The following is a 19,626-nucleotide window of genomic DNA, read 5'->3' as shown; positions in this document are numbered from 1 at the left end:
GGCGCAGCGAATCAGGTATGAGCGCTCCCCATTGGGGGCATCGTGGCACAGACTGACAATGCGGCTCCGGATTTCGTGTTAGGCGCACAATCGATCTGGACCGGACTGATCGGCGCCGGCGTATTATTGCTGGGGATGATCGGGCTCCACGTCGGCACGCGCCTGCAGGTCCTCCCTTCCGGCCCACCCCATCCGCGTTTCATCGTCTTACTCTTTATCGCCGTCGCCGCGATGGCGACCTACGAATTCTTGGTAGTGAAAGTCCATCGTCGCCATTTCGATTGGTCAGTCTCGCGCGCACTCGACGCCGCGGCGTGGCGACGCGTCTGGCTCCGTTGGATCACGATGACTGGCTGCCTCATGTTGGCCTGGGGAACGTACGCCGCGCTCCGCGAATATCATTTGCACATCGGTCTCCCGTTCCTCGTCGAATATGCCAAGAGTTACTATCGGCCGTTCTTTGAACTCTTCACCGTCGCCACAGCGCTGCTGCTGCTCGGCGCATTCCCGTATCTGCTACTCTGCGAACGGCGCGGCCGCTGGCGCAACGAAGACGACGACTTGCTGATCATCGCGCGCGGCGCCCAAGCGCTGTGGCGTCGCCAAGCGCCTGCGCCCGGATTCGCCCGCGTGCTGCGCGGCTATCTGGTCAAATTCTACTTCATTCCACTGATGACCGTCTTTTGGGTCAACAACGCCGCCTCGTTCGACCGTAATTTGGGCGGCTTGTTCCAACCGAATCTCTGGCACGGCTTCAGCGTCCCGCAAATGAATCGTCTCTACACGGCCGCGTACGAAGGGATCATGTTTCTCGACGTCTCGCTGGCACTCGTCGGCTACGTCTGCACCTGGCGCTTGCTCGACTCGCATCTGCGCTCCGCCGAGCCGACGATCGCCGGATGGTTGGTCGCGTTGCTCTGCTATCCGCCGTTCGCGCGCATCAGCGACTCGTATTTAGCCTACAACAGCGGCAATCATTTCTGGGGACAGACGCTCGCCGCCACGCCAATTCTCTACGCGCTGTTCGCCGTGTTGATTCTCGGTTGCATGTGGATTTACGTCCACGCGACGATCGCGTTTGGCTTCCGCTTCTCCAACCTCACCCATCGCGGCATCCTAAGCAGCGGCCCCTACGCCATCATTCGCCATCCCGCATATGTCGCGAAGAATCTCTCGTGGTGGCTGATCACGATCCCGTTCCTGTTTAGCTTGGGCGATTGTCTGCGCCTGTTCGGCTGGAACCTGCTCTATCTCGGCCGCGCGCTCACCGAAGAGCGCCACCTGCGCCAATTCCCCGACTACCGCGCGTATATGCAAAAGGTCCGTTGGCGCTTTATTCCGGGAGTGTTTTGAGCGCATTCCATTGCAGAGGGCGGTTCGGGGACGTACCAAAGTGGCGTGTCACTCAGCCACCGATTGCAGAAGGGCCTTTGCGGTCCGGCGAACCGCCGCTTTGAGGTGCGGCTGGGCCAGGAGGGACTCCAGATCCGTCATCAGCCGCTTGCGCAGCAGCGGTTCCCAGACAGTCGGTGAGCCCATCTGGATGGCACGGAAAAATCGTTCGTAGTCGCCGGTCTCGAGAAAGGGACGTGCCACGTCCGCATACAGGCGCTCCGCCACGACGTAATCATATTCACGCGCTTGCGCCACTCGCTTGGCCGCAAGCGGATATTGTTTGGCCCAGAGATGCTGTTTGGCCAGACCGAGACACAACACCATGAGTCCTCGTGTCCCGAGCTCCGGATCTCCAAAGTTGGGTTGGGGCACCAGGAGCCGGAGCAGCTCGCTTAGGACAGCGTCAGCCCGTGCCGGCGTCAGTTGCGTCATCACATGCGGTTCCGGCGCGGACAACAACATCCGTCCATAGGCCTCCAACTCACTGCCCAACGTCTTGCCGACACTCGCCGGCCATTCCGGCGGCAAGAGGGGACGCGCGAACTGCCACGCTGCCGTATCTCCCTCGAGCAGCGCCATAAGTCCAAACCGGATCGCCTGCCGCGCGCCCGCCTCGGCATCGCGCTGACCCAGTCGCGCCGCCAATCGCAGGCCAACCCAATACCCACGGGTGTCCTGCGGCACCTGGCCCTCCGAGACCGAGGCGACACGATCCGCCCCCGTGAGGTCCATGGTGAGGATCGAGAGTGCGGCCTGCAACGCCTGCGCCCCGTACAGCGGGTCGCGCTCCAGTAACGCAGTCCAACTTCGTTCCGCATCGCCCGACCGATGCGCCAGCAAATACAGAAAGCCGGCCTCCGTCAGGAACCGGGGATCGTTCCCGACCCCCTTTTCCCCTTCGCGCAGGTGCGCCACTGCGATTTCAATCTCGCCCCGATACGCATGCCATTGCGCTTGTAATAGCCGGGTCCACGGATGGCGCGGTGCCAATACTGTCAGGGCTTCCACATGTTGCTGAATCCGCGCCAAGTCGTCCGCCACTTCGGCCCGTGGCCGGGACGCAACCTCGCCCAGCCGCATCAGGGCCGCATTGAAGTGCGCGACGGCATGGGTTGGCCAGGTCTCCGCCACGTGCTCGCACGCCGCGCGCACCTCCGCGAGCAAGCTCCGGTCCTGCGCGGCGATGCGCTGCAACGTCACGTACGCCGGCACCCGTCCCGGCTGCCACCCCAAACTTTCGCGCAGCAGCATGACCGCTTTGCGCCTCAGGTCGGAGACGATAGCTGTCGTGAAAGGCCAATCGGGCCTCGCTTGGCGTATCGGCCACTCCTGAGCCATCACGGTCGCCACCCGGAGCGCATTGACGGCCAAGCGAAACGCCAGTCCCGCTCCGGCGTCCAGATCCACTGCACCCAAGGCGCGTACGGCGGGGGACAACTCGCGGTCCATTTCGAAAAAAATAGCTTCCTGACCGTTTAGCGCGGCCCGCAGCAGGGTCGAACCCACGACCCACGGACTGGTGATCGGATAATTCATGAGGTGCGGGGGATTTTTTTGACACGCCTCCCCCATGCGGGCGGTCACGGCTGCGTCCCCGTCACAGGTTCGTTGCCACGCCAGGAAGGAACGGGGGGCCACGGCAAACAGGCCGTGGAGCAAACTGACCTCCGCCGCAACATCGCCCGCGCCGCTCTGGTCCAGTCCCGTGAGCCGATTTCCATACCACGCTGCAGCGACCGTCTGTCGTGGGGTCAAGATGTGAACCCCTGCGTACTGCGCATCGAAGCGGTGCAAGGCCACGTCGACTTGGAGCAGTTGTCCACGCTGATCCATCACCCCCACGAAGACATGCTCCGCCCACAGCAGCCGGGCCGGCAATCGCTCCAGGAATTGATACGCGTCTAAGGTGGGCGACGGCGACGCGATGTGGGCAAAGACCGGGGAAAGGCCAGCGTACTGAAAAAGGCGATACATCAGATAGCTCGTCTCCGAACAGGCGCCACAGTGCCGCTGCCAGGCCGCAACGGCATCGGCCTCTTCCGGGCAATCGTTCGGGAAATCGAGGTGCTGCACGCCCCAGTCGTAGAGCGTGGTGGCGACCGCGTGGAGGTAGGCGTCCGTCTCCGGTGCCAACCCCTGGCTCATGACCGCCGCTGTGGCTTGTGCGGCCGCAGCTTGAAGTGATTCGCGCACCAACCCATCGTCCGTGGTGACGGGATCGTAGTCATCGACGGCGAAGGGGACGGGAAATCCGTGTTTGACCAGTAGCGGCCAATACCGATCGAAACGGTAAGCGTGCTCTAAGACCTCGCCTGCGGTCAGGGTGTCGGGAAGATAGGTTCGCAGGGGAAGCAGTGTGACGTTGTCGACAAATCCGGTGTGCAGCTCTGCCGCACACACCTCCTCCGCTTTTCCTCGGGCCGTACAATCCTGGCGGATCGCCTGCCACACCTGACCGACCGGCGAATTCGCAGTGAACTCGGTGCGCATAGCCACTCCCCCCACAGAGAGACGCTCACTGCGGAGCAACGGCTAGCAGCTCACTTGCCGAAGTGCAACTTCAAAGCGGTACCGACAAAAAAATTCACACCCTCTGCCGACGAGTCGGGCGAGGATGGATCGGGGGATGTCGGCTGGCGCTGCATGGCATCCTTGGGTAAACGATAGTCCTCGTCCGTACTACTCGGTCGCACGCTGCATTGACCTGGTTTTGCACTACGGATCTCTGCCGCCGTTGCCGCGCGGAGGAGCCCGATCTGCTTCCAGCGGTTGACGATCGCATCCTTGAGCAGACCACTGCGACTCCTTGCCACCGCCTCTCCCCGCAAATATTCAACTTGGCGCGCCACATAATCGTTACCCGCCGGACACTCCAGCCGCGCCAGTGACAGGGAGAAATCGGTTTGGAGCACCTCCTTGCATTGGGCGACGGATCGCTGACGCGGATCCAGCGCCAGACAGATAGCTTTCAAATCGACGGGGGGCATGGGGACCTCCTTGGGTGGGTCGGTTGATGTGCGTCGACAATCACGATTGATTATCGGCACGTCGCAGAAAAAGTTGCGTGGGTTACGGTGGCGTTCAGAGGCAGAGGGTGACCCGTCAGCTCGATCGCCATTCAGCCCGCCCTTGATTTTCCTCAACATTATCGCGACATCCTAGGGCGCGGCGAATCGCCTATTGAAATCATTATTTTTTTTGGATGCAGCGGACGAGTCGGAGGCCGACCCCGCCTCGCCCAGCGCGTCTGCGTGCACTACCGTGCGTCTGAAATGGGGGAGTCATCGCATTATCCGACTTATAAAATGGTGGCTGGTGACTGGTGACTCGTGGCTGGGGGGCGAACCATGTGCATCCGCTTGCCCAGCCACCTCTTTTCCAGTCACCAGCCACCGGTCACTAGGGCGCGTTTGCAAAATCGATGAAGCAGTGCGGGATCTACAGCGCATTCCATGCTGCCAGGATCCGTGTTTATTCCGGGGGCCGGGCCGTCCACCCGTAGCCGTTCGGCAGTTTTTCAAGCACGCCCTATCCACGTCCGGCTTGGAACGCGGTCCCGGGAGGGGCGCGAGGGGGGCCTGCGGGCGAGTCTGAGCGAGGGAGATCTATGGGGTTGAAGCGCGACCGAGCGAGGTCTCAGTGAGCCGAGCGCCGTAACGCGAGGCGAGCGGCCCGCAGGCCCCCCTCGCGTCCCTCCCGGGGAATGGGCACGACAATCGATGTTGCCAACACGCCCTGGCCACCGTTTTCCAACCGACCACTTGCACATTAGCCGCGCCGACCGTAAAGGTCTGCGGCATGTTGCATCGCCTCTGCTGCCTCTGCCTCCTCTTCTGTTGCCCGCTCATCAGTTGGGCGCGTCCCGAGTCCGGCCTCTCGCTCGCCGAGGCGTTTCAGCGTGCCGTGCAACAGAGCGAGCAATTGGCGATGAAAGATGAGGACATCAATGTTGCGGCGGCGCGGTACCGCCAAGCACTCGGCACCGCGTTGCCGCAACTGAGCGGACGCGTCGCCGAAACGGTGCAAGACACGGCGGGCGGCGGCGATCCGAGCAGCATCGGCAGTACGTTCACCCGCCGGAGTCGTCCCGAAGTCGCACTCACCTTGCGCCAACCGCTGTTTCAGGGGCTCCGCGAGTTCGTCGCGTTGCGCAACGCGGGCACGGAGGCCCGCCAAAACCGGCTGCTGCGGCACCGTGCGGAGCAATTGCTATACGCCGACGTGGCGCGCGCATATTACGCGGTATTGGAGGCGGAGGCCGAAGTCGCGATCCACCGCGAATTGCGTGACACATTCGCGCGGCGCGTGGCGGAGATCCAGGAACGGATCGACCTCGGGCGCTCCCGCGAGAGCGAACGCTTCGGCGCCGAGGCACAACTGGCCGGCAGCGACGCCGAGTTGGAAGGCGCGCGCGGCCGCGTGCGTGACGCGCGCGATCTGCTCGGCTTTCTGACCGGCCATGTCGTCACCGAACGCTTGCACGACCGCACGCCGCGATCCAGCGGCCTGCCGCCGTTAGCGCCGCTGCTCGCGACCGCGGCCGGTCGGTCCGACGTCGACGCCCAAGCGGAGGCCGCGCGCCGCGCCAAAGGCCAAGTCGCCTACGAACGCGGCGGCTATCTCCCAACCGCCGAACTCCAAGCCAATTACTATCCGTACCGCGCCGGCTATTTGAGCGACATCAAATGGGACGCGACCGTGGCGCTGAACGTCCCGATCTTCCAAGGCGGCACCACGCGCGGGAAAGTGCGCGAGGCCACGGCCAAATGGCTGCAATCGAAACTCGCGCATCAAGAAGTGCAACGTCGCGCGCAACTGGAAGTCCGTCAACAACACGACGCGCTCCGCACCGCACGCCATCGCGAACACGCGCTGCATCGCGCGGCCGCGAAGGCCGGCGCCAATTACTGGGCCCAGGCCGGCGAATATCACTTAGGCCTCGTCACCAACCTCGACGTGTTACAAGCGCTGCGCGATTGGCAGACCCAACGCCTCGCCGCCAACGCCGCCCATTTTCAAACCAAAGTGGCGCGCCTCCTCCTCGACGTCGCTGCCGGAGAGACGCCCTCCCCATGACCATCTCCGACCTCTCCATCCGCCGTCCCGTGTTCGCCTGGATGCTGATGCTCGGCCTGATTGTCTTCGGCGGCATCGGCTTCACGCGGCTCGGGATCAGCCAACTCCCCGATGTAGATTTCCCGATGGTCACCGTCGTCGTCACCTTGGAAGGGGCTGCGCCCGAGGTAATGGAAACGGAAGTGGCCGACGTGATCGAAGACGCGGTCATGACGATCGCGGGCGTCAAAGAAATCTCGTCCGTCTCACGACACGGCTCCGCATCGGTCTCGGTCGAATTCGAATTGGGCCGCGACATCGACGTCGCGGTGCAAGAGGTCCAAAATAAATTGTTCCAAGCCCAGCGCGAACTCCCGCGCGAGGCCGATCCGCCGACCATCATGAAGACCAATCCGGAGGATCACCCGATCATGTGGTTGGCCCTCTCCGGCGAACGCCCGCTGAAGGAGTTGATGGATTACACGCACGACACGCTGCAGGACCAATTCAGCACGGTCCCCGGCGTCGGCGAGGTCTTCCTCGGCGGCTATGTCGCGCCGAGCTTGCGCATTTGGCTCGACGCCGACCGATTGCATGCTCAGCAATTGACCGCGCAAGACGTGATCCAAGCCGTGCAAACCGAGCACACCGAAGTCCCCTCCGGACTGATCGACACCGGCGAACGCGAGTTGAACGTCCGCGTGTTGGGCGAGGCCGCCACGCCGGAAGAATTTCAGCGGATCATCATTCCGCAACGGAGCGGCGCGCCGATCTGGCGCCGCCTCACGATCGGCGACGTCGGCCGCGTGGAAGACGGCCTGAACGACGTGCGCCGCATTTCGCGCCACCTCGGCAAACCGGCGATCGGTCTCGGAATCAAGAAACAACGCGGCGCCAACGCCGTGGACGTAGCCCGCGCCGTCAAGGCCCGTGTAGCGACGCTCCAGTCGTCACTCCCCGCCGGGCTGGAATTCCGCGTCGTCTTCGACAGCAGCCGCTTCATTGAAGAGGCCACGCGCGAACTGAATTTCACGTTGCTCCTGTCGGTGTTCATGACCGCGCTCGTTTGCTGGTTTTTTCTCGGCTCCTGGACCTCGACGCTGAATATCCTGCTGGCGATCCCGACCGCGATCGTCGGCTCGTTCCTGATTCTCTATTTCAGCGGCTTCACGCTCAACACGTTCACGTTGCTCGGCCTCACGCTCGCCGTCGGCATCGTCGTCGACGACGCGATCATGGTGTTGGAAAATATTGTCCGTTACCAAGAACAAGGGATGAGCCGCGTCCGTGCGGCACTGGTCGGCGCACGCGAGATCACGTTCGCGGCGGTGGCAGCCTCGATCGCGATCCTCGCGATCTTCCTCCCGGTCGTCTTCATGAAAGGGATGATCGGCGCGTTCTTCTACCAATTCGGCGTCACGATGTCGGTCGCGGTCCTGCTCTCGCTGCTCGAAGCGCTCACGCTCACGCCGATGCGCTGTTCACAATATGTCAGCGCACAACACACCACCCGCGTCGGCCGCACCATCGAACGGACCATGCAACGCTTGGCGCGCGCCTATGGCCGGGGGCTACGCGCGGCGCTGCGCCATCGCTGGAAAGTGATCCTCGGTTGCCTGCTGCTGTTCGTCGGATCGTTACAACTGGCCACACTGCTGAAAAAAGAATTCGTGCCGCCGCAAGACCAGTCGCGCTTCCTCGTGATGGTGCAAACCCCGATCGGCTCGTCGTTGCAAGTCACCGACGCCGTGACGAAACAGGTCGAGGCGTATCTGATGCACCGCCCGGAAGTGCAATATTATTACGCCGCGATCGGCGGCTTCGGCGGCGGCGAAGTCAGCACCGCAATGCTCTTTGTCACGCTCAAGCCGCCCCGCGAGCGCCCGATCGTCCCGCCAGCCAAGGCCCCACTCTCGCAACAAGCCCTGATGCCGATCATCCGCAAGGACTTGCAAGGAACGCCCGGCATCAGCCATCTCATTATTCAAGATCTCTCCCTCTCCGGCTTCGGCGCGCAACGCGGCTTTCCAGTCGAATTCACCGTGCGCGGTCCCGAATGGGAACAGCTCGCCACCGTCAGTCAACAATTGATGACACGGATGCGCACGACGGAGCTCATGACCGATGTCGACAGCGATTATTTGCTCGGGATGCCGGAAGTGCATGTCGTCCCGGACCGCTATCAAGCCGCGGCGCGCGGCGTCAGCATGGCCACGATCGGCAACACGATCAACGCGATGATCGGCGGCGTGCGAGTCGGCAAGTTCACCCAGCGCGGCCGCCGCTACGACATCCGCTTGCGACTCGGCGAGAATGATCGTCAAGACCCGCAAGACATCAGAAAAATCCTCGTCCGCAATAATCGCGGCGAACTCATCCCGCTCGCCGACGTAGTGCGATTGGAAGAACGCTCCACACTGCGCAGCATCTCACGACGCAATCGCGAGCGCGCGATTAGCGTCTTTGCGAACGTCGCGCCCGGGCACGGCCAGAGCGAAGTCTTGGCCGCCGTCGCACAGCTCGCAACAGAGACGTTGCCAGAAGGTTACCGTTTGGTCTGGTCCGGCAGCGCACAGACGTTCCACGAATCGTTTCAGAGCTTAATGGTGGCGCTCGTGCTCGGCGTCTTCGTCGCGTATATGGTGCTCGCCTCGCAGTTCAACAGTTTCATCCATCCGTTTACCGTGTTGCTCTCGCTCCCGTTCAGCGTGACCGGCGCGTTCGTCGCCTTGCTGCTGGCCGGCCGCTCGCTCAATCTCTACAGCATGATCGGGATTATCTTGCTGATGGGGATCGTCAAAAAGAACGCGATCCTGCTAGTCGATTTCACAAACGAACGCCGCCAACGCGGGATGGCGCCGCACGACGCATTGCTGGAAGCGTGCCCCATCCGCTTACGCCCCATTCTAATGACCTCGTGTTCCACGATCGCCGCCGCGATCCCGCCCGCGCTCGGTTTCGGCCCCGGCGCCGAGGCCCGCACGCCGATGGCGTTGGTCGTGATCGGCGGCGTCTTGTTTTCCACCGTGCTGACGTTGTTCGTCGTCCCCTGCGCGTACAGCCTGCTCGCCCGTTTCGAAAGCCACCGCCACGATCAAGCGCTGCGCGAGGCAGAGGCCGATCTGCCGGTCAGATGACCCACACGCCGGGCCTTGACGGTCGGTCATTAGTGATGTATGTTATACATCGTGAAACGGACTCAGCTCTACATGGATGAAGACTCCCTCCGACTGTTGAGCAGCCTGAGCCGACATCAACAAACCACCATCTCCGAATTGGTGCGCCAAGCCGTGACACAGGTCTATGGCACGACCAAGACACACGTCGATCCAGTGGAGGCGCTACAGGCCTCGTTTGGCGTGTGGGCCCAACGAAAGGATCTTGCCCCGACTGCCGCTTACGTGCGCTCGCTGCGCAAAGGGCATCGGGCAACGCGATTGAAACTCCCATGACCCCGATCCTTTGTGACTCGGACGTCCTGATCGAACACCTACGGGGCAATGTGGCCGTGCATCGCGCGCTACGGACGTTGGTCGAATCTCGCGTCTTGCTCGTTTACACGGCGATCTCCGAGGCTGAAATTGTGCATGGCATGCGACCGAGCGAGGAAGAGCGCGTTCGCTTAACGCTCTCAACATTTGAGTGCCTGGAAATCACCCAAGCCATCGGCCGCCGCGCCGGACTCTATCTGCGGCGGTACGCCAAATCCCATGGTATGGACGTTGCCGACGCACTCATCGCCGCGGCGGCCGCCGAACATAACTATGCCTTATGCACGTTTAACTGGAAACACTATCCGATGACCGACCTGCAACGTCATCGGCTGTTGAGGTAACCATGCGCCACCGACGCAATGGACACCGGCACCTGCTGCGTGGTGCAATTGGGCTCGCGCTGATCGCGTTCACCGCCTGCGGTAGCACGATCACGCTCACCGCGACTTCGAGCAGTGGCGGCACCAACACGACGTGCGATCCCAGCACGCTCACGAGCTACACGTACTTAATGGCCTTCCATGCCTGCAGCAGCGAGTGCAGCGACCCGAGCAATCACACGATCTACATGGCCGGCTCCAACGACGGCACGACGTGGTCGCTGATCTCTAATTTCACCGGGCTGGCGGGGAGCGTGCCCGACATTATCTTCTACAACGACTTCCTCTACCTCTTCCACGCCGGCAGCACGACGAAGTCCTGGGCGAAGCTGAATGCGTGCTTTACTGTGGTGGAGGAAGGGACCGCCACGATCAGCGGAACCGATTCCGGCGGCTTCGTCGATCCATCACTGATCCAATCGGGGACCGAGCTGCAACTCTTTTACCTTCCAGGCGTGACGGGTGCCGATCCGGCATCGTGTACCAGTTATCCGTGTACCAAAGAGATCCATTCGGCCACTGCGACCAACAGCACGCTCACGACGTTCACCCAGCAAAGCGGCAATCGCTCCGAGCTGAGCTTAAGCAGCGGAACATTCAGTGACCCGGATATCGTCGCACGGACCGACGGCACGTATCTGCTCTATGTCTCGTCAGGCCAAAGCACCTATGTCTTCACCGGCACGGCGCTCAGCAGCACGTTTGCCAGCCCCGACGGCACCACGCCGCGCGCCATCAGCAGCCTCATGGGCGGCGTCCCGAGCGGGATCGAAGTGAGCAACGAGGTGTGGATCTATGTCACGACGAACTCCGGCGGCCGCGAAATCATTCGCCGCGCCGTCAGCAGCGACGGCACCACCACGCTCAGCAGCAGCGCATTCACCACGGTCCTGGACAACAGCATCTCTTCGAACTTCAGCAGCGCGACCAGCGTTTCCAGCCCATCCATCATCACGTGGCCTGGAAGTACGTGGTCCCGCGCGGCGGAGTAGATCGGTCTCTCGCATTTACACCGACCGCTCCGCTGACTCCACCGCGTCATGGCGCGGCACATCATCGCCGCGCAACGCACGCAGTTCCGGAAACCAACGCGCCCACAGGGCGGCAATCGCCAACGTCGCGCTCGCGCCGAGCAACACGGCCGGAACGGTGCCGAACCACTTCGCGGTCAGCCCCGACTCAAATTCGCCGAGTTCATTCGACGCCCCGATGAAGACCAGATTGACGGCGCTGACGCGTCCGCGCATCGCGGGCGGCGTGCGCACTTGCACCAACACGCCGCGCACGACGACGCTCACCATGTCGGCGCCGCCGAGCACGGTCAACGCGGCCAACGAGAGCGCGAAGTTTCGCGAACCACCGAACACGAGCGTCGCCAACCCGAATAGTGCCACGCACCAGAGCATCACCACGCCCGGATGGCGAAAATGCGCACGACCGGCCAGCCAGACGGCCACGCCTAACGCGCCGACCGCCGGCGCCGCGCGCAGCCAACCCAGTCCTCGCGCCCCGACGTGCAAAATGTCGTTGGCGTAGATCGGCAACAACGCCACCGCACCACCAAAGAGGACGGCGAAGAGATCCAGCGAAATGACGGCCAATAAAACCCGCTCCGTAAAGACATACCGCAGACCGGCCAACAACCGTTCCCACGAAAACGCGGTGCGGTCGATCGGCGTCGGCGCCACGCGCATCACGGCCGTACAAACCGCCGAGACCACGCGCAACGCGACGACGACGACCAGTGCCACATGCGCGTCTCCATGAACGCTATAGAGCAGCCCGCCCAGCACCGGACCTAACACCATCGCGGCCTGCATTGCGGTCGCACTCCACGCCACGGCCGTGTGGAGCTCGTGCTCCGCAATTAAACTCGGCAACAACGCTTGACTGGCCGGACCGTCGAACGCCGTTGCAGTTCCTCCGATAAAGAGCAACGCATACAGCACCCAAAGCGGCTGAAAGCCGTACCAACCGGCCAGCGCAATGCCGACCCCGACGGCGATTTGCGCCGCGCGACAGCAGGCAATAATCGTCTGCCGATGATACCGATCCGCCACATGCCCGCCGACGATCGCGAAACCGAAGCGCGGCAGAAATATGGCCAATCCGATCAAGCCGAGCTGCAATGGATCGTGCGTCAGCTCGTAAACGGCCTGCCCCAGCACGACGATCAGACAATGATGCGCGCACAGAAAAGCGAAGCGGGCGAGGAAGAACAAACGAAAATTCCGATAACGAAACGGCATCCGTCACTGCCTGTAGCGAAGTCCGCCACACACTGCAACGGCAGAGATCGTTAGCGCTGCGCCGCCACTATGAACCGAGCTGATTCATTTTTCCCGCCATTGCGTAGTCGTTGTTTGTGAGACCGCCGGCGGAATGGGTGGAGAGGGTCAGTCGGACTTTATTCCAACTGTAGAGAAAAATATCCGGATGATGATTCGCCGCTTCCGCGAGCGCGCCGACTCGATTCACAAACGCCAGCGCGGCGGCGAAGTCGTTGAATTGATATTCGCGCACTAATGCTTTTTCGCGTTCCGTCCAACCGGGGATTGCACACGGCATCGGAGACCTCCATTAAAAATATTTTTCCCGATACACGGGACATTCCCCACGCGCCTTACACAACGCCGTGATGTCGTGGATCATCGCATCGCTGCCGCAACAGTAGACTTCAAGATTCTCGACGTTGGAAAAAAATTCAGGAAAGATCTGCGTGACACGCCCCCGTAATCCCTGCCACCCATCGGCCGCGCGCGACAGCGTCAGTAGAAAACGGAAGTTCGGATAGGTCTGTTCCAACGCGGCGAATTCTTCTTGGTAATAGACGTCCGCTTCGTGCCGGACGCCCCACAACAACGTGACACGGCGTTGCAACCCACGCGGCAGATATTCCCGCAACATCGAACGGAACGGCGCCAATCCGGTTCCGGTACCAACAAATAGCACGTCACGCGTCGAAGCTTCTTTCAATGTAAACGCGCCATACGGCCCTTTGAAGGCGACGGCGCTGCCGACGGTGAGTCCTTGTAAGAACTCGGTCCCCGGTCCGCCGACGTAATTGTAGAGTAATTGCACGAGGCCGGCCTCGCACGGCGCGGAGTTGATTGAATAGAGTCTCGAGACCGGCTTGTCTTTCCCCGCCGCCGGGACTCGAAACCCGATGTACTGCCCCGCCGTAAAAGGCAACGTGGACGGTTCTTGCAAACGAAACGTCAACTCCCGCACATCGGCCGTGAGCTGCCGCATCGCTTCGACCCGCGCTTGGCAAGTGAGAATGGCCATATCTTACCTATTTTACGCACGCGTCGTACAATTCCCCGACCTTCGTCCAATTCACCGTATTCCACCACGCCGTCACATAGTCCGGCCGGCGATTTTGGTATTTCAAATAGTACGCGTGTTCCCAAACATCGAGCCCGAGGATCGGCGTTTTTTGTTCCATCAGTGGACTGTCCTGATTGGGGCGAATACAAAGTTCGAGCGTCTTGTTGGGCGTGACCACCAGCCACGCCCATCCGCTACCGAACACGTTCGTGGCGGCTTCGGTGAATTTCGCCTGAAACGCGGACACGTCTCCAAACGTGGTCTGCAGGGCCCCGGCCAATTGCCCGGTCGGCGTGCCGCCGCCATTCTGACTCATGATCTGCCAAAAGAGGCTATGGTTTGCGTGCCCGCCACCGTGGTTGCGGACCGCGGTCTTGACCTCGGTTGGGGCCGTTTCGAATTCGCGGAGCAGTTGCTCCACCGACTTTTGTTGCAGCGCCGGAAATTTTTCGAGCGCGGCATTCAGTTTGGCCACGTACGTCGCATGATGCTTCCCATGATGAATTTCCATGGTCTTCGCATCGAGGTGAGGCTCCAATGCCCCGAAGTCATAGGGAAGATTGGGTAGTTGGTAGGCCATAGGTCTCTCCTTCTTGGTTTGTTGAATACGGAGGCGGATCGATCGCATGACCACCGTCATGTCCATCGATTGGGTGGCTTGATAAACGGGAGCCAGTTCTGAGGCAAGGAAATATTCGAATCCTCTCTATCCCGCTTGACAGTTTCAGAGAGGATTTTATATATCGCCAGTGAGTTAGGTATATCTAACATAAAAATGACAGCTCTACCATTAACAGCATTATCTAGCGGCGACGAGGGCATTGTCCTCTCGCAAGACGGCGATTCCCGCTGCGGCTCGCGCTTGGCAGAACTTGGGCTCGCCTCCGGAGAATCGGTCCACGTGCTGCAAAGCGGTTCGCCGATGTTGCTGCGGATCGGCGAAAGCCGCGTCTGCGTCCGCAGCGACGAGGCCGCCCAAATCTCCGTGCTGTGTCACCGCTGAGGTTATACCCATGCAGTTCACTCTCGATCAGCTCCGTCCAGGAGCCCGCGCAGTAGTGGTCACGGTCAGCGGCGACGGCGCGCTGACCCAGCGCCTCACCGAAATGGGGCTAGTGGGCGGCGCGGAAGTGGCGATGATTCGTACTGCGCCACTGGGCGATCCATTGGAGATCTGGCTCGACGGCTATCACCTTTCGCTGCGCCAACGGGAGGCCCGCTTAGTCACGATCGCCCCCCAACCGGCCGGAGACGAGGGATGACCAGCGCGCCGCAACGATCCGCCGAACGTGCTCTGCGGCCGACGATCGTCGTGATCGGCAATCCCAATACCGGCAAATCGACACTCTTCAATGCGTTGACCGGGCTGCGACAACAGGTCGGGAACTTTCCCGGCGTCACGGTCGAACGCAAACTCGGCACGATCCTTTTTGACAACGGCCCAGTCGACCTGATCGACCTGCCCGGCACTTACAGTCTTGCCGCCCAATCGCCGGACGAAATGATCGCGGTGGATGTATTGCTCGGGCAACAGCCTGGCGTGGCAAAACCGACGGGCATCCTGGCCATCGTCGATGCCAGCAATCTACAACGGAATCTGTATCTCATTTCTCAACTACTCGAGCTGCAATTACCGCTGATCTTGGTCTTGAACATGACGGACATCGCCGCGCGGCGCGGGCACATGGTCGATCCGCATCATTTAAGCCAACGACTCGGCGTGCCGGTGATCGTGTCCCAGGCAAACCAAGGAGTCGGCCTCAAGGCCGTGCGCGAGGCCTTACACACGCTCGCGATGGGACAGCTGGCCGCGCCGACGTTTGCGTCTCCCCTCGCGCCGGCTTGCAGCCACGCGATTCATCGACTGGTGACGGAGTTACAACCGCATGCGTCCCTGTTGGGGCGCACGGTGGACACATTGGAAGCCACACGCATCTTAATCGACACGGACGGATTCGCCGCGCGGCGCTTGTTGGAACGGCTCCCGACGTTCCACGCCCGCCTGCAAGCACTGCGCGCATTGGCAGTCACTGAGGGATCGCTCGCGACCGCGGAGGCCTCGGCCCGGTATGCCTGGATTCGCCGCCAATTACTCGGCGTCGTCGAACGGCCGACGACTGTGACCACGACGCTGACCGACCGCATCGATCGCATCCTAACTCATAAAGTGGCCGGCAGCCTCTTGTTGGGCGTATTGGCGTTGATCGTCTTTCAGTCGATCTATCGCCTCGCGACGCCGTTAATGGACCTGATCAGCGGGGCGTGTAGCTGGCTCGGCGCGTGGTGTGCCGCGCTGTTTCCCGCCGGCCCGTTACAGAGCTTAGTGCAGGACGGGATCATCGGCGGCGTCGGCGCGGTCCTCGTTTTTCTGCCGCAAATCGCCATCCTGTTCACATTCATCGCGGTGTTGGAGGATTGTGGTTATATGGCGCGCGCGGCTTTTTTGATGGACCGCGTATTCGCCAAGCTTGGCCTCTCGGGCAAATCGTTCATTCCATTGTTATCGAGCTTCGCGTGTGCGGTGCCGGGAATCATGGCGACGCGCACGATCGAAAATCGTCGCGACCGCTTGGCCACGATTCTCGTGGCTCCACTGATGAGCTGCTCCGCGCGGCTTCCGATTTACATTCTGCTGATCGCGACGTTCATTCCCGCCACGACCTACTTCCACGGATGGATCGGACTGCAAGGGCTCACGTTGCTCGCGATGCATCTGCTGGGCCTCGCCGTCGCGATCCCGGCGGTGTGGTGTTTCAAACGCACGGTGTTGCGCGGCGCCACGCCGCCGTTTGTCATGGAACTGCCGCCGTACAAGGTCCCATCGCTGCGACTAGTCGGCTTTCGGGTCTATGAGCGCGTGAAGGCGTTCGTGCAGCGCGCGGGCACGATCATCTTGGCGATGGCGATCGTGGTGTGGGCATGCGCGTATTTTCCGCATCCCGCCGCGATCGGCGAACAGTTCGCTGCGCAACGCGCCGCACTGACGGCCGAAGCGCCGCTGTCCGATGACGCTGCCGCCGCACTCGCCAACGCGGAGGCCGGCGCGTATCTGCAAGCGAGTTACTTCGGCCGGCTCGGACAATGGATTGAGCCGGTGGTGCGACCGCTCGGTTGGGATTGGCGGATTGGGATGGCGGCACTGGCTTCGTTTCCGGCACGCGAAGTCGTCATTGCCACGCTCGGCACGATCTTCAACGTCGGCAGCGGCGTCGATGAAGCGTCGGAGCCGCTACAAACCGCATTGCGCGGCGCCAAGCGAGCCGACGGACGCCCGCTCGCCTCGATTCCCGTCGCGCTCTCGCTAATGATCTTCTTCGCACTCTGTTGTCAGTGCATGGCTACTGTGGCGACGATCCGGCGCGAAACCAATTCGTGGGGCTACGCGCTCGGCACGTTTGGCTACATGACGGCGTTGGCCTACGTTGCCGCGTGGGGCGCATATCAGATCGGAGTACGGCTATGACGTGGCAAGGCTTCGTGGCCATCACGATCGTCGGCGCAGCGATCGCGTATTTGCTGCGCGTCACCACGCGCGGCTGGCGCCGCCATGCGCGCGGGGGATGTCACGGGTGCGGAATGCGGAAGATAATAAGTGCTTAAGTGCGTGAGCGCGTGAGTTAAGAAACGCGGGGTTCGGTGGCGAGTTGTTGGCGGATGCGGGTTTGTTGTTCCACGAGTTTTCCTCGGCGATAATTCAGCAGTTCGTGTTGCCGCGTCGTCAGATTCGGACGCCGTTGGTCCGCATCGACTTCCTGAATGGCGCGCTGCAGCCATTGGAGATAACCGCGCGCGGCCGCAGCTGGTCCCACCGGCAGGGCAACGCCGCCTCGCGGTTCCGGATGGCCGGCGCGGGCGGCGTGGAGCAGTTGGTCATAACTCTTGGCTAACAACTGCCAACTCGGTTGTTGATCGAGCAGCATTTGAAAATATTGATCCTGGTAATGATAGGCCCGATCCCAATCGCGCCGCGCCTCGGCATCGACAGCCAACCATCGCGTGAGTCGCAGCAAACCCTGCCAATTCGACACACGGCGATGCACACGATCGTCCACCTGGAAGAGACGCGCCACAACACCTCTGTCTAACGGATCACTGGCGACGGAGACGCTCCCGCGCGGGGGCGGGCCGTCGCTGTGTTGCGCCCGCGCCAAGGCCTGCGCCGCTTGTTCATGCCGCTGGCGCACCGGGAGATCGGTTCGACTCAACGCGACGTCAGCGGCGATCCCCCACAGATAGGCGCTGTCGGGAGCCATGGCCTGCGCCGCCGCCAAAGTGCGTGCGGCAGCCAGCACCCGTCCGGCTTGCAACAAATCGAGCACGCGATTCCCGGCCTGTGCGGCGATGAACGCCGCGTGCGCGAGCGGGCGGGTCTCGGTATGGACCGGCGCCTTCTTTTTCATCCCCAAATCATACAACACCGGTTGCGCCGCGCCGGGATACTGCAGACCGGCGCAGACGTGACTGACCGGATGGCGTTCGATCAAGCCATGTTGACTCTCGCGTGTCTCCGTGACCTCGAAGGCCCGCAAATGTTTGACCTGCGCGCGTGCGGCGAGGGCGAGGAGGATCGCAGTCTGCTCCGTACATTCGCCACGCTTCCGTTCGCCGGCTCCGCGTTGGTCAATCACACGCACAATCTCGCCCCATTCTTGCGAGCGCCGCTCGTCTTGCATCCCGGCGATATTGAGACCTAGCCCTTTACCGTCCTGCAGTGCTGCCAGCGGCCATCCGTTGATTGGTCGATCGCGACGAACGAATGCAAAGAGTCGATCGACCATCGCCTCTTCCCACGCCGACGTTCCCTCTTTCAGACCGTCACGCATCAGCTCGGCGCGGAACTGCTGAATCGCGGTATCGACATACGTGGCCAACGGGCCGTCCAATTTCCACGAGGCGGTAAAATCACCGATTGCAACCGAGCCGGTCGCGAGACGAGCGACCAGTGCCACGTCGTCGAGTTGAACATCTCCAACGGCGCGGGCAGGCGGCGCCACCGGATCGGCCGGTCGTTCCGGCGGCGGCGCGGGAGGTTCTGGCAAAGGTCGCGGCGGCTCCGGCGCCGGAGGTTCGGGCACCACTGGTGGCTCATGCGGACGCGGCGGTGGGGATTCAGGTTGCTCGGGCCGTGGCGGCGGCCCCTGTGGCCTTGGTGCGGGGCGTTCTGCGGGAATCCGTCGAGCAACCGGTGCAGCGCGTTCGGCCTCGCGGCCCTCCGGCGCGAGGCGAGGCTCCGGCGCGAGGCGAGGCTCCGGTCGCGGCGCGGGTTCCGGATCTCTTGCCGCCCGCGCCGGCACAGGTGCGACACCATCACGTTCTGCGGGTTGTCGCTCGCGTGCGGTGGCTGCTTCGACATCCGCATCGGTCGTACGGCGCGGGGTCCGTGCCGCATCCGGCGTGCGCTCCGGTTCGGGGACTGGAAGCGGTGCCGGGGCGACGCCGGCCACGGAACGAGCCGGACCTGCCGTGGTACGCCGAGCCGAATCGGAAGGGCCAACTGAAAAAGGCGTCGCGCTGGCTGCGGGAGCGGCCGGATACAGAGGCGCAGCTGCCGCAGCATCAGGGCCGTAAGATGGAATACCAGGTGATGGAGTGCCGAAGAGTCCAGGGAAGAGTGCGGCGGCACCGAGCCACGGGCCGGTCGGGGCGGTCCAATGCATCCAAGTGTCGGGACGCCAGAGACCACTCCCGGCGCCGACGCCGCCCCATCCACGCACGCCGATCGTGGATCCGGATTGCAGGCCCGGGATTCCCAGACTGAAAAGCCCGCTGAGGCCCGTCCACATGGTGAATCCGGCCGCGCCCAGCAGACTATCGAGCTGGGCGGCGCGGGCAAGACTCGCCCCCGCCCAGCCGGCGGTCCTGGCCTCCCCCACCTGGGCCAGGAACGGCAAGGCAAAGCCCCGCTCAGAAAACGGTGTCGCCCGGAATCGCAGCATCCAGAGGGATACGAGAGCAATGCCTATGCCACCAGG

At 62.4% G+C, this 19,626-nt stretch carries 17 protein-coding genes; 10 read left to right on the top strand and 7 right to left on the bottom strand.

All coding sequences use genetic code 11. The annotated features are described in order from the left end of the window. Positions 1–42 precede the first annotated feature (42 nt). Complete coding sequence (locus HY696_11715) at positions 43–1,353, top strand: hypothetical protein (GenBank protein MBI4239064.1); 1,311 nt, start codon at positions 43–45, stop codon at positions 1,351–1,353. Positions 1,354–1,401: 48 nt separating this feature from the next. Here HY696_11715 and HY696_11710 read toward each other — a convergent pair whose 3' ends face one another. Further along, positions 1,402–3,885, bottom strand: coding sequence for a hypothetical protein (locus HY696_11710; GenBank protein ID MBI4239063.1), 2,484 nt, complete (start codon positions 3,883–3,885; stop codon positions 1,402–1,404). A 50-nt stretch (positions 3,886–3,935) separates the two neighbouring features. After that, positions 3,936–4,382: a hypothetical protein gene (locus tag HY696_11705; GenBank protein MBI4239062.1), complete on the bottom strand. Its 447-nt coding sequence runs from the start codon at positions 4,380–4,382 to the stop codon at positions 3,936–3,938. A gap of 811 nt (positions 4,383–5,193) precedes the next feature. On the opposite strand from HY696_11705, the gene HY696_11700 reads away from it, so the two are divergent. From HY696_11700 to HY696_11680, 5 genes are read left to right on the top strand one after another with little or no spacing between them, the layout of a single operon-like run. Next, on the top strand, positions 5,194–6,471 hold the full coding sequence (locus HY696_11700) for a TolC family protein (protein ID MBI4239061.1): 1,278 nt from the start codon (positions 5,194–5,196) through the stop codon (positions 6,469–6,471). After that, positions 6,468–9,587, top strand: coding sequence for an efflux RND transporter permease subunit (locus tag HY696_11695; GenBank protein ID MBI4239060.1), 3,120 nt, complete (start codon positions 6,468–6,470; stop codon positions 9,585–9,587). The genes HY696_11700 and HY696_11695 overlap by 4 nt, the downstream gene beginning before the upstream one ends. Positions 9,588–9,638: 51 nt before the next feature. Then, positions 9,639–9,902 (top strand): ribbon-helix-helix protein, CopG family, encoded by a 264-nt coding sequence (locus tag HY696_11690; protein ID MBI4239059.1) that lies wholly within the window; start codon positions 9,639–9,641, stop codon positions 9,900–9,902. Next, the gene (locus tag HY696_11685) at positions 9,899–10,285 is read left to right on the top strand and encodes a PIN domain-containing protein (GenBank protein MBI4239058.1); all 387 of its coding nucleotides are present in this window, start codon (positions 9,899–9,901) and stop codon (positions 10,283–10,285) included. Before HY696_11690 ends, HY696_11685 begins: the two co-directional genes overlap by 4 nt. Before the next feature lie 2 nt (positions 10,286–10,287). Further along, on the top strand, positions 10,288–11,316 hold the full coding sequence (locus tag HY696_11680) for a hypothetical protein (protein MBI4239057.1): 1,029 nt from the start codon (positions 10,288–10,290) through the stop codon (positions 11,314–11,316). A 15-nt stretch (positions 11,317–11,331) separates the two neighbouring features. Here the strand turns inward: HY696_11680 and HY696_11675 are convergent, their stop codons facing one another. The 4 genes from HY696_11675 to HY696_11660 all read right to left on the bottom strand — a co-directional run bounded on the left by HY696_11675 (position 11,332) and on the right by HY696_11660 (position 14,234). After that, the gene (locus HY696_11675; protein ID MBI4239056.1) at positions 11,332–12,573 is read right to left on the bottom strand and encodes an MFS transporter; all 1,242 of its coding nucleotides are present in this window, start codon (positions 12,571–12,573) and stop codon (positions 11,332–11,334) included. Between the two features lie 67 nt (positions 12,574–12,640). After that, a complete protein-coding gene (locus HY696_11670; GenBank protein MBI4239055.1) occupies positions 12,641–12,892 on the bottom strand; it encodes a 4a-hydroxytetrahydrobiopterin dehydratase in 252 nt (83 codons plus the stop codon). A gap of 12 nt (positions 12,893–12,904) precedes the next feature. Continuing rightward, the gene (locus tag HY696_11665) at positions 12,905–13,612 is read right to left on the bottom strand and encodes a hypothetical protein (protein ID MBI4239054.1); all 708 of its coding nucleotides are present in this window, start codon (positions 13,610–13,612) and stop codon (positions 12,905–12,907) included. Between the two features lie 7 nt (positions 13,613–13,619). Next, the gene (locus tag HY696_11660; GenBank protein ID MBI4239053.1) at positions 13,620–14,234 is read right to left on the bottom strand and encodes a superoxide dismutase; all 615 of its coding nucleotides are present in this window, start codon (positions 14,232–14,234) and stop codon (positions 13,620–13,622) included. Positions 14,235–14,429: 195 nt separating this feature from the next. Between HY696_11660 and HY696_11655 the strand changes: the two genes are divergently transcribed. Genes HY696_11655 through HY696_11640 form a run of 4 tightly spaced genes read left to right on the top strand, consistent with a single transcriptional unit; the run spans position 14,430 to position 17,254 of the window. Next, positions 14,430–14,657 (top strand): ferrous iron transport protein A, encoded by a 228-nt coding sequence (locus tag HY696_11655; GenBank protein MBI4239052.1) that lies wholly within the window; start codon positions 14,430–14,432, stop codon positions 14,655–14,657. A gap of 10 nt (positions 14,658–14,667) precedes the next feature. Next, positions 14,668–14,916, top strand: a complete 249-nt coding sequence (locus HY696_11650; GenBank protein MBI4239051.1) for a ferrous iron transport protein A — start codon at positions 14,668–14,670, stop codon at positions 14,914–14,916. Next, a complete protein-coding gene (feoB, locus tag HY696_11645) occupies positions 14,913–17,117 on the top strand; it encodes a ferrous iron transport protein B (protein MBI4239050.1) in 2,205 nt (734 codons plus the stop codon). The genes HY696_11650 and feoB overlap by 4 nt, the downstream gene beginning before the upstream one ends. After that, positions 17,114–17,254, top strand: coding sequence for a hypothetical protein (locus tag HY696_11640; protein ID MBI4239049.1), 141 nt, complete (start codon positions 17,114–17,116; stop codon positions 17,252–17,254). Before feoB ends, HY696_11640 begins: the two co-directional genes overlap by 4 nt. 17 nt (positions 17,255–17,271) lie before the next feature. Here HY696_11640 and HY696_11635 read toward each other — a convergent pair whose 3' ends face one another. Further along, positions 17,272–19,590: a hypothetical protein gene (locus tag HY696_11635; protein ID MBI4239048.1), complete on the bottom strand. Its 2,319-nt coding sequence runs from the start codon at positions 19,588–19,590 to the stop codon at positions 17,272–17,274. Positions 19,591–19,626: the final 36 nt, after the last annotated feature.

Source organism: Deltaproteobacteria bacterium, from assembly GCA_016210045.1.
GTDB lineage: Bacteria > UBA10199 > UBA10199.
Note: the sequence above shows the minus strand (reverse complement) of the source record. Positions and strands in the feature narration are given on the sequence as shown.